Below are 12,387 nucleotides of genomic sequence, written 5' to 3'. Positions count from 1 at the left end.
ATCCGGCCACCGCAGCGGCGGGTTCTCCCGCCATCCTCGGTCGGTCACAGCGATTCCTCCCATGCGAGTCCGGCGGCGAGCTCGTCCAGCTCGTCGTCGCCGAGTGAGGTCAACGTGAGTTCGGCCGGTCCCGCCTCCGGGACCGCCGTCAGCAGGGCCTCCAGCGCCGTCAGCCAGCGGTGGGCGAGCTCGCCACCGCCGGTCAGCGCCGGGGCCCAGATCCACTCCGCCGCCAGGCGGTCGCCCTCGATCGCCGTGTTGACCGCCAGCGCGTGCGCCAGTGGCATGCCGGGGTCCGCTTCCGGCACCGGGGCGGGCTCGGCGGCCCACTCCCCGTCCGCGGCCGCGGCGAACCGGCCGAGGTAGTTGAAGCCGATCTGCGGTACCGGCAGCTCCGCCAGGCCGGAATCCGGGTCGAGGTGGCGCAGGATGCCGTAGCCGATCCCGTTGCCCGGCACCGCGCGCAGCAGCTCCTTCGTGCGGCGCAGGCCGCCGGGCTCGAGCCGGACGGGGTACACGCTGGTGAACCAGCCGACCGTCCGGGACAGGTCGGCTCCGTCCACCAGCTGCTCCCGGCCGTGGCCTTCCAGCGCCACCAGCTGCGGCCGCCCCAGCGCGTCGGCGAGCGCGGTCAGCAGCAGCTCCCGGACGTCGGCGTGCGGGTGGGCCAGCAAGACCGCCGTCTGCTCCGCCGTCAGTTCCAGCCGCAGCCGCCGGGCGGTGGCCACGGTGTCGCGGCCCGGGTCGAGCGGCCGGTGACCGAGCGCCGGATCCGGTCCACTGTGGACCGACTGCCAGTACTCCGCCTCGTCCGGTTTCGCCGCGGCGAGCAGCTCGGCCCACTGCCGCAACGGCGTCCCGACCGGCTGCAGCTCCCGGCCGTGCCAGGCCGCCGCCAGGTCCTCCCGCAGGATCCGCCACGAGACGCCGTCCACGACGAGGTGGTGCAGCACCAGCAGGAGCTTCCCCGGCCGGGCACCGGCGTCGAACCAGACCGCCCGCAGCACCTCGCCTTCCCACGGGTCCAGCTCCGCACGGGCCGCGGCCCCGTACCGTTCGAGCTCGGGCGGGAAACCGGTGACCCGGCGCAGGTCGACCGGAACCGTCCCTTGTGGACGTACCTGGAGCTCCCAGTCCCCGGTCACCCGCAGCCGCAGGGCGTCGTGGTGGTCGACGAGGGCCTGCAGCACCGCACGGAGGCGGTCCGGATCGGCGCCGGACGGCGTGCTGAACACCATCGCCTGGTTGAACCCGGCGACCGGCCCGCCGTGGTCGCGCAGCCACGCGACGATCGGCGTGCGCCCGACGGGGCCGGTGCCGTCCACCCGCGGCAGCGCGAGCGCCGGTCCGGCGACCTCGGCCATGCCACGCGCGGTGCGGGCGAGCAGGACGTCCCGCGGGGTCAGTGCCCAGCCGGCCCGGCGGGCCCGCGCGACCACCTGCAACGCGGTGATGCTGTCGCCGCCGAGGTCGAAGAAGCTGTCGTCGGCGCCGACGGACGCCAGCCCGAGGACGTCGGCGAGGACGCCGCACAACGCCTGTTCCGCATCGGTGTCCCCGGCCGCGGTCCCGGTGGTGAACACGGGGTCCGGCAGCGCGGCGCGGTCCAGCTTCCCGTGCGGGGTCCGCGGCAGTTCCGCCAGCACGGTGACCGCCGCGGGCACCAGGTGCCCGGGCAGCCGGGCACGCAGGTCTTCGCGCACCGCCACCGGATCCGCGTCCCCGGTGACGTAGGCCAGCAGCCGCCCGGAGCGAACGATCACGGCGGCCTGGGTGACGCCGTCGTGCGCGGTGAGCGCGTGCTCGACCTCGCCCGGCTCGACGCGGAAGCCGCGGATCTTCGCCTGCCGGTCGGCGCGGCCGAGGAAGCGCAGCTCACCGCGGCCGGTCCACGCGGCGAGGTCGCCGCTGCGGTAGAGCCGGGCCCCGGGCGGGCCGAACGGGTCGGCGACGAACCGGGCCGCGGTCGGCGCCGGGTCGCGGTAGCCGCGGGCCACCTGGGCACCGCCCAGGTAGAGCTCGCCGGGCACGCCCGGGGGCACCGGCCGGAGCCAGGGGTCGAGGACCCGGGCCGTCGTGTTGTCCAGGGGACGGCCGATGGTCACCGCGGTCCCCGGCGCGAGCGGCTCGGTGACGGTGACGGTGACCGTCGTCTCGGTGGGGCCGTAGGCGTTCACCATCCGGCGGCCCGGCGCCCAGCGGACGGCGAGCTCCGCCGGGCACTCCTCGCCGGCCACGACCAGCGTGATGCCCTCGGGCAACCGCGGCACGGTGGCCAGCACCGCCGGCGGCAGCACGACGAAGCCCGCGCGCGTGTCCTCGACGAGCCGGGCGAGGGATTCGCCGGCGACGCGTTCGCCCGCCGACGGCATGACCAGCGCCGAACCGGTCAGCAGGGTCGCGAAGAGCTCGCCGAGCGCGGCGTCGAAGCCGAGCGGCGCGAACTGCAGCACCCGGGTACCCGGCCCGAGACCGAACCGCCGGTGGTGGTCGGCCACCAGCGCGATCACGTTGCGGTGCTGGACGACCACGCCCTTCGGCGTCCCGGTCGAGCCCGAGGTGTAGACGACGTACGCGGCATTGTCCGGCGTCAGCGGCGCGAGCCGGTCTTCGTCGGTCGGTGCCTGCGAGGAGGCCGGCCGCGCTTCGAGGTCGTCGAGGACTTCGGGCGTCACGACGAGGACCGGCTCCGCATCACGCAGCAGGTGGGCGATGCGGTCCTCCGGGTAGGCCGGGTCGACGGTGAGCACGGCCGCGCCGGCCTTGAGGACGGCCAGCACCGCGACGACCAGCCCGGTCGACGGCGGCAGCAGCAGGGCCACGACCCGTTCGGGGCGGGCTCCGGCGCCGATGAACCCGTGCGCCAGGCGGTTCGCCCGCTCGTCCAGCTCGGCGTAGCCGGTTTCGGTGCCGTCGCCGAGCACCGCGAGCCGCTCGCCGGCCCGGCTCGCCTGGTACTCGAACACGCCGGGGACGGTGCACGCGGGCAGCTCCCGGCGTGCTCCGCCGGCGCCGGTGCCGTCGGCGAGGTCGACGGTCCCGGCCACCGCACCGGGTGCGGCCGTCACGGCGGCGAGGAGCCGGAGAAGCCGATCGGCCAGCGCCTGCGCGGTGGCGCGGTCGAAGAGGTCGGTGTCGAACTCCAGGTAGCCCTGCAGGCCGTCGCCGGTGGGCGTGAAGGAGAAGGCGAGGTCGCACTTGGCGGTGCCCGAGGCGACCGGCACCGCGGTCGCCGTGAGCCCGGGCAGGTCCAGCCGCGGCTCGGGGGCGTTCTGGAACGCGAGCAGCACCTGGAACGGCGACGCGACCCGCCCGGACGGCAGGTCCTGGTGGGCCAGCGCGGCGAGGTCGGCTTCGCGCACCCTGGCCAGCAGCTCCCGGAACGTCGGGTGGCCGGACAGGTCCGTCCGCAGCACCAGCGTGTTGACGAACAGGCCGACGAGGTCGTCGAGGCCGCCGGCGGACCGGCCCGCGACCGGCGTGGCGATCGGGATGTCCGTGCCCGCGCCGTGCTTGGCGAGCAGCAGGGCCAGCGCGGCGTGCACGACCATGAACGCGGTCGTCCCGCTCGCCGCCGCGAGCGCCGTGACGGCGTCGTGCAGGGCAGGCTCCACCCGGAAGGCCACGACGTCACCGCGCCGGGTGGCCGCGGCCGGGCGCGGCCGGTCCGCGGGCAGGCGGATCTCTTCCGGCAGCCCGTCGAGCGCTTCGCGCCAGAACGCCTCCTGGCCGCTCAGGTCCAGAGTGCGTTGCCAGAGCGCGTAATCGGCGTACTGCACGGGCAGCGGAGTCCACTGAGGACACTCCAGGCGCACGCGGGCGGCGTAGGCGTGGGAGAGGTCGCTCGCCAGCGGGCCGAGCGACCAGCCGTCGGCGGCGAGGTGGTGCACGACGAGGTGCAGGACGTGCTCGGTGCCGGAAAGGGCGAACAGCCGGGCCCGGATCGGCAGGTCGCGGCCGAGGTCGAACGGCCGCGCCGCGCAGGCCGCCGTCTCGCGGTCCAGCTCGGCTTCCGCCACGGCCACCACCGGCAGGTCCGGGACGGCGTCGAGGATCACCTGGTGCGGCACGCCGTCCGTCTCGGCGATGACCGTGCGCAGGCTCTCGTGCCGGGCGACGACGTCCGCGAGCGCCGCGTGCAGGGCGCCGCGGTCCAGCTCGCCGGAGAGCCGGATGGCGGCCGCGATGTGGTACGCCGCGGACCGGCCCGTGATGCGCTGCTCGGCCCACATCCGTTCCTGCGACGGCGAGAGCGGCAGCCGCTCCGGCCGCGCACCCGGCTGGGGGTTCCGGGCCGGGACTTCCGCGGCGGTCCGGACGACCACGGCGGCCAGCTCGGCGGGGGTGGGTGCCTCGAACAGCGCCCGCACCCCCAGCTCGACCCCGAATTCGGCCCGCACCTTCCGCACCAGCGACGCGGCGAGCAGCGAATGCCCGCCGATGCCGAAGAAGCCGTCGTCGGCCGACACGCGCTCGGCGCCGAGCACTTCGGCGAACAGCGTGCACAGCCGTTCCTCGGCGGGTGAGCGCGGCGCGAGCCCGGTGCCCGCCGCGAACTCCGGCGCGGGCAGCGCCGCCCGGTCGACCTTGCCGTTGCCAGTCAGCGGCAGGGCGCCGAGGACGACGAACGCGGCGGGCACCAGGTGTTCCGGCAGGCGGTGCCCGGCCCACTTCCGCAGGTGCCCGGTGTCGAGTGGCCGTCCGCCGGCCGGGACGACGTAGGCGACCAGGCAGTTTTCCCCGCGGGCGTCGGGCCGGGCCACGACGGTGACCTCGCCGATCGCGTCGTGCCCGGCCAGCACGGTCTCGGCTTCCGACGGCTCGACGCGGAAGCCGCGGATCTGCACCTGGTCGTCGGCGCGGCCGGCGAACTCCAGCTCGCCCGCGGCGGTCCAGCGGACGAGGTCCCCGGTCCGGTACATCCGCTCACCCGCGGGCCCGAACGGGCAGGCGACGAACCGCCCGGCCGTGAGCCCCCGCCGGTTCAGGTAGCCACGGGCCAGGCCCGGTCCGGCCAGGTACAGCTCACCGGTGGTCCCGGTGCCGACGGGTTCGAGCCGGTCGTCGAGCACGTGCACGCGCGTGCCGGGCAGCGGGCCGCCGAGCGGGCTCCCGGTCGCCGCCGCGTCCAGGAGCCGGTAGGTGGCGTGGACGGTCCCTTCGGTGATGCCGTACATGTTGACCAGCTGCGGGGCGCCGTCCGCGGACCGCCGGAACCAGCCGGCCAGCTTGCCGGTCTGCAGCGCTTCGCCGCCGAGGACCACCGTGCGCACGGAAAGGTCTTCTTCGGCGCCGTCACCCGCGACGAGCTGCAGGAAGGCCGACGGCGTCTGGCTGAGCACGGTGACCCGCTCGGCGGCCAGCAGCTTGCGCAGGTCCCACGGCGAGCGCGCGGTCTCGCGCGGCACGACGACGACCCGGCCGCCGTGCAGCAGCGCACCCCACAGCTCCCAGACGGAGAAGTCGAAGGCGTACGAGTGGCAGAAGCTCCACACCTGGTCCGGGCCGAACTCGAACCGGCCCGCCGTGGCGCGGAAGAGCCCCACGACGCTGCCGTGCGTGACCAGGACGCCCTTGGCACGGCCGGTCGACCCGGACGTGTAGATCGCGTAGGCGAGGTTCCCCGCACGGACGGTCACCCCGGGGTCGGTGGGTTCGAGGGCGGCGAGGCGGGCCCGCACCTCGGGGTCGTCGAGCAGCAGGCGCGGGCCGTCCAGCGCGACGGCCGTGGTCGTGACGACCAGTGCGGGCCGCGCGTCCGCCAGCACGTGGTCCCGGTGCCCGGCCGGGTGATCGACGTCGAGGGGCAGGTACGCCGCGCCGGTCTTGAGCACCGCGAGGACGGCGGCCACCTGGTCCGCCGACCGCGGCAGGGCGAGGGCGACCAGCCGCTCGGGCCCGGCGCCTTCGGCGATCAGCAGCCGGGCGAGCCGGTTGGCCCGCGCGTCGAGGGCGCGGTAGCTCAGTTCCGCTTCACCGCTGGTGACGGCGATGCGGTCGGCACCCCAGCGCCGGACCTGCTCGCCCCACAGTTCGGTCAGGGTCGCGGTCTCGGCGGGGACCGCGGTGCCGGTCCACTCGGCAGGCACCGCCTGCCGCCGCGGCCCGGCCGGCGGGGCCTCGCCGGGCAAGAGCGCGGCCAGCGCCGCCGGGGTGGGCGCGTCGAAGACGTCCCGGATCGTCAGTTCCGCCCCCAGCTTCGCGCCGATCCGGGCGACCAGCCGGGTGGCCGTGAGCGAGTGCCCGCCGAGCCGGAAGAAGTCGTCGTCCGCGCCGGCCGCGGGCAGGCCGAGCACCTCGGCGAACACCTCGCACAGTGCCGCTTCCCGCGGGGTCCGGGGCGGGCGGCCGATCGGCACCGCCGGCGGCTCGGGCAGCGCCGCCCGGTCCAGTTTCCCGTGCGGGGACAGGGGAAAGCGGTCGAGGACGACGAACGCGGCAGGCACCATGGCGTGCGGGAGCGCGCCGGCGGCGTGCGCCCGCAGGGTCTCCTGGCCGGCCTCCCCCACGACGTAGGCGACGAGCTGCCGGTCTCCCCCGGCGGCCGTCCGGGCCACGACGACGGCGTCGGCGACGCCGTCGTGCTCGCGCAGCACCGCCTCGACCTCGGCGGGCTCGACGCGGACACCGCGGATCTTGACCTGGTGGTCGGTGCGGCCGAGGTACTCGAGCTCGCCGTCGCGGTTCCGGCGGGCGCGGTCGCCGGTGCGGTACATCCGCGCGCCCGGCTCGCCGAAGGGGCAGGCCACGAACCGCTCCGCGGTGAGGTCCGGGCGCCCGTGGTAGCCGCGGGCCAGCTGGACACCCCCGAGGTACAGCTCGCCCGCCACGCCGGGCGGCACCGGCCGCAGCCGCTCGTCGAGCACGTACGCCTGCGTGTTCCACACCGGACGGCCGATGGGGACGGTGGTGACCGCGCCGGGCGGCGACGTCCACGCGGTGACGTCGATCGCGGCCTCGGTCGGCCCGTAGAGGTTGTGCAGCCCGGCGTCCAGGGTCCGGTGGACCTCGTCGCGCAGCGCCACGGAAAGCGCCTCGCCGCTGGTGTACACGCGGCGGAGCCCGGTGCCGGCGGCTTCGGGCAGGAACTCCCGCAGCATCGACGGGACGAAGTGGACGTCGGTGACACCTTCGCGGCGGATCACCTCGGCCAGGTAGGCGGGATCGCGGTGCCCGCCGGGCCGGGCGACGACCAGCGTCGCCCCGGTGATCAGCGGCAGGAAGAACTCCCAGACGGAAACGTCGAAGCCGCACGAGGTCTTCTGCAGGAAGCGGTCCGAAGAGGACAGCCCGTAGGCGTCCCGCATCCACAGCAGCCGGTTCGCCAGTGCCGCGTGCGGCACCAGGACGCCCTTGGGTTTGCCCGTCGAGCCCGAGGTGTAGAGCAGGTAGGCCGCGCCGGAGCCGGGCACGCGGACGGGCGGAGCGGCCTCCGGTTCCCCCGGTTCCCCCGGCGCCGCCGAGACGTCGAGCCGTCGCAGCTTCGGGTCCACTGTGGAGGGCAGCGGGCCCGGCCGGCCCGCGCTGTCGATCAAGACCACCGGAGCGGCGTCGGCGAGCAGGTGCGCGACGCGCTCGGCCGGGTACTCGGGGTCGATCGGCAGGAAGGCCGCACCGGAGTGCAGGACCGCCAGCAGCGCGACGACCAGGTCCACCGACCGCGGCAGCAGCACCGCGACCACCGTCTCCGGCCCGGCGCCCGCCGCCGTCAGCCGGCCGGCCAGCCGGGCGGCCCGCGCGGTCAGGTCGGCGTAGCTGACCTGCTCGCCCTCGAAGACGACCGCGGTCGCGTCCGGCGTCGCCGCGGCCTGGGCGGTGACGAGGCCGGGCACGGTCACCGGCGGCACCGGGTGGTTCGTCGCGTTCCAGCCGCGCAGGACGAGTTCGCGCTCGTGCGGTTCGAGGACGTCGAACGTGCCGACGCGCTGCGCCGGACCGGCGACCACGGCGGCCAGCACGCGCCGCAGCCGGGCGGCGATCCCGTTCGCGGTGGTGTGGTCGAACAGGTCCGCGCTGTACTCGAACGAGGCCTCGATGCCCGCGGGGATCCCGGCGTCGTAGCGCTCCTGGTACTCCACGAGCAGGTCGAACTTGGCGGTCCCGGTCGGCACCCGCTCGGCCACCGCCCCCGGGACGACCGGCTCGGCCTGGGCGACGAGCATGACCTGGAAGAGCGGGTTGCGCGACAGCGACCGCACCGGGTTCAGCGCGTCGACGACCAGTTCGAACGGGACGTCCTGGTGCGCGAACGCGGCCAGGTCGAGCGCACGCACCCGGCCCAGCAGCTCCTCGAACGAGGGGTCGCCCGAGACGTCGGTGCGCAGGACCAGGGTGTTGACGAAGAAGCCGGCCAGGTCGTCGAGCGCCGGATCGGGCCGTCCGGCGACCGCGGTGCCGATCGGGACGTCGGTGCCGCCGCCGAGGTTCGCCAGCAGGACGGCGAGGGCGGCCTGCAGGACCATGAACACCGTCGCCCCGGCGTCCCGGGCGAGCCGGACCAGCTCCGCGTGGGTCGCGGCATCGATGTCCAGCGGCACGCGGCCGCCCGCCAGGGACAGCGTCGGCGGGCGGGGCCGGTCGAACGGCAGGGCCAGCTCGTCCGGCACCCCGGCGAGGGTGGCGCGCCAGAAGTCCAGCTGCCGGCGCACGGGACTGTCCGGATCGGACTCCGAGCCGAGCATTTCCCGTTGCCACAGCGTGAAGTCCGGGTACTGGACGGCGAGCTCCGGCAGGTCGGGGGCCGCCCCCGCGGCACGGGCCCGGTACGCCGTCACCAGGTCGCGGGCGACCGGCGCCCACGACATGGCGTCCCCGGCGATGTGGTGGACGACCAGCAGCAGCGCGTGGTCCCCCGCCGGCAGGCGGAACAGCCGGGCCCGCAGCGGCAGGTCGGCGGCCAGGTCGAACGGCCGGTGCAGGAACTCCGACGTGGCGGCGCCGAGGTCGCCGTCCGTGATCGGCACGACGTCGAGCGGCAGCCGTTCGCGGGCCGCCGCCGGGTCGAAGACGTGCTGGTACGGCGAACCGCCGTCGACCGGGAACGCCGTGCGCAGGCTTTCGTGCTGGGCGACGACGTCACCCAGCGCGGCACGCAGGGCCGGCGCGTCGACCGGCCCGGACAGCCGCAGCAGCGTCGGCACGTGGTACGCCGAACCCGCTTCGCCGAGCTGGTCGAGGAACCACAGGCGCCGCTGCGCGAACGACAGCGGGATCCGGGCCGGCCGGTCGGCCGCGCGCAGGGGCGGGCGGGACGACGCCGTCGCGCCGAACGTCTCGGCCAGTCCCGCCACCGTCGGGTGCTCGAACACCGCCGACACCGGCAGGTCGGCCCCGAACACGGCGCGGATCCGGCCCACCAGCCGGGTCGCCGTCAGGGAGTGCCCGCCGAGTGCGAAGAAGCTGTCGCGGATCCCGGCCGCGGGCTGCCCGAGGACGTCGGCGAAGATCCCGCAGAGGATCTCCTCGCGCGGGTTCCGAGGCTGGTCGCCGCGGACCGGCCAGACCGGCTCCGGCAGCGCCCGCCGGTCGACCTTGCCGTTGCGGTCCACCGGCACGCGGTCCACGACGGTGAGCACCGCGGGCACCAGCGCGGCGGGCAGGTTCCGCGCCAGCGCCGCCCGCGCCGCGGCCGCGTCGAACGCGGCCACCGGGACGACGTAGCCGGCCAGCGCCGCCTGCCCCGCCGGGTCGCGCCGGAGCGCCACGGCGGCGTCGCGGACGCCGTCCAGCGCGCGGAGCGCCGCTTCGACCTCGCCCGGCTCGATCCGCACGCCGCGGACCTTCACCTGGTCGTCGACGCGGCCCAGGTACTCGAGCTCGCCGGTCCAGCGGACCCGGTCGCCCGTGCGGTACATCCGCGCTCCCGGCGGCCCGAACGGGTTCGCGACGAACCGCTCGGCCGTCGGACCGGGCTTGCCCGCGTACCCGCGGGCGACGCCGGTGCCGCCGACGTACAGCTCACCGGCCACCCCCGGCGGGACCGGGCGCAGCTCCGGGCCGAGGACGTACAGCTGCGTGTTGCGGACGGGGAGCCCGATCGGCACCGGGCCGCCGGAGCTCAGGACGGCGTGCGTGACGTCGTCGGAGCACTCCGTCGGGCCGTAGGCGTTCATCAGGCCGGTGTGCGGGAAGCGGGTCAGCCAGCGGTCGCGCAGGTCCGGCGGGAACGCCTCGCCGGTGACGACCAGCCAGCGCAGGTCCGGCAGGGCCACGTCGCGGACGTCGAGGGCGGTGCGCAGCACGGACGGGACGACTTCGACCACCGAGAGCCGCTCGGCGGCCGCCAAGCCGAACAACGCGCCGGGGTCCGCCCGCAGCCCGGACCCCACGACCCGCACCCGGCCGCCCACCAGCAGCGGCGCGAACATCTGCCACACCGAGATGTCGAAGGTCAGCGGCGCGTTCTGCAGCACACTGTCCACAAGGGACAAGCCGAGCGCGTCGACCTTGGCCTGCAGGTGGTTCACCATGCCGCCGTCGGCCACGACGACACCCTTGGGCCGCCCGGTCGAGCCGGACGTGAACAGCACGTAGGCGGCGTCGTCGGCAGTCCGGGGCACCAGCGGGAAAGCACCGGCCGGGCCGCGTCCGGTCACCACGCGCAAGCCGGGCACCGCGGCGGCGAGCGCCTCCGCCCGTGCGCGCAGGCGTTCGGTGGTCACCAGCCACCGGGCGCCGCAGTCGGCGAGCATCCCGGCGGCCCGCTCGGCCGGGCCGTCCGGGTCGACGGGCACGTAGGCCCCGCCGGCGCTCCAGACGCCCAGGACCGCCCCGGTGAATTCGCAGCCGGGACCGGCGAAGACCCCGGCCACCCCACCCCGGCGCAGGCCCGCCCCGGCGAGCCCGGTGCCCACGGCCGCCGCGAAGTCCCGGAGCTCGCCGTAGGACCAGGTGCCGTCGTCGTCGGTCACCGCGACCGTCTCCGGCGCGACGGCGGCGACGTCGTCGATGCGGCCCAGCAGCTCGCCGGCACCGGTCACCTCGTGGCGCGCACCGGCCGGGTGCCCGGTCACCGGCCCGGCGTCGAGGCGGGCCAGTGGCTCGTCCGGGCCCAGGCCGGCGAGGTCGGCCAGGAACGCCACGAACCGGGTGGCGTGCGCGGCGAGCTCGTCCTGGCGGTACCGCGCCGGGTTGGCGTTGACGTTGACCGCGAGGTCACCGGCGGGGGTTTCGCCCGCGATGAACTCGATGTCGTCGACGGGGCCGGTGGACAGCTCGTGCGCGGTGGCGCGGCAGCCGCCGAAGGTGCGTTCCGCCCCCAGGCCGAGGATGTTCACGGTCGGGCCGAACGGGCGCGGGTCGCCGGACAGGCCGACGTGGTCGCGCACCCGCTGCCCGCGGTAGCGCTGGTGCCGCACGGTCCGCCGGATCTCCGCCGCCGCCGCGGTGACGAGGTCCCCGCGGGTCATCGACGGCCGGACCGGCACGGGCAGCGGCAGCGAGTTCGCCACCATGCCGGGCACGGACCGCGCCGCCGCGCCCTTGCGGGCGGTGGTCAGCAGGGTCAGCAGGACGTCCGTGGTGCCCGCCATCCGCTGGACGTAGGCCGCCGTCGCCGCGATGAGCAGTTCGGGCAGCGCCACCCGGGCGTCCCACGCCGCCGCCTTCAGCTTCTCCGTGGCTTCGGCGGGCAGCCGCACGGACTCGCGGATGAAGTCGGCGGCGGGTGCCGGGGCCCGGGCCGACAGCGTCGTCGGCTCGGGGACGTGCGGGAACCGGTCCGTCCACATCAGCCGATCGCGCTCGTGGCGCGCGGAATCCGCGTGGTAGGCGACGTCGTCGTCGACAAGCAGCCGCAGGGGCGGCAGGACGTGCCCATCGGGTGCGGCGTCGTACAGCTCGGTGACGCGCCGGAAGAGCAGGCCCTGGCTGAAGCCGTCGGAGACCAGGTGGTGCGCGCACAGGTAGAACAGGTGGTGCCCGGGGGCGACCCGGAGCAACGCGCACCGCGGGAGCAGGGGTGCGGTCAGGTCGAAGGGGGTGCGCAGGTCGGCCCGCATCCACGCGTCGGCCGCCTCGCGGGTCAGGTCGAGCAGCACCACGTCGGGCTCGGCGGCCACGACGAGCTGCCGCGGCTCGCCGTCCCCGGCGGTGAACACCACACGCAGGCACTCGGCCTCCCGGAGCATGGCCCGCACCGCGGCGGTCCACCGCCCGGTGTCGAGCGGGCCGCGGATGTCGTAGAACCCGGCGACGTTGAACACCGCGTTGCCCGGCTCGCGCACACAGCGCCGCCACAGCTCGGCCTGCGCGGCAGTCAGCGGCAATGCGGTCTCGGGGTTCACGGCACTCCTCTCGAGCGGTGCGGGCCGCCAGTATCGGGAGCGCGCGACTGGCAAACCGCAAAAGCGGGCTTGGCGCCATGCCAGTGGCGGCCCGGCGAGGATC

Annotated in this window: 1 protein-coding gene; it reads right to left on the bottom strand. The window is 75.9% G+C overall.

Features of this window, described 5'->3' with window-relative positions; all coding sequences use genetic code 11:
* Positions 1-44: 44 nt before the first annotated feature.
* The gene (locus tag ACLJQE_RS21255) at positions 45-12,284 is read right to left on the bottom strand and encodes an amino acid adenylation domain-containing protein (RefSeq protein ID WP_410641042.1); all 12,240 of its coding nucleotides are present in this window, start codon (positions 12,282-12,284) and stop codon (positions 45-47) included.
* Positions 12,285-12,387: the final 103 nt, after the last annotated feature.

Source organism: Amycolatopsis sp. lyj-346, assembly GCF_046548975.1.
Classification (GTDB): Bacteria; Actinomycetota; Actinomycetes; order Mycobacteriales; family Pseudonocardiaceae; genus Amycolatopsis.
This window is presented reverse-complemented; position numbering and strand designations above follow the sequence as displayed.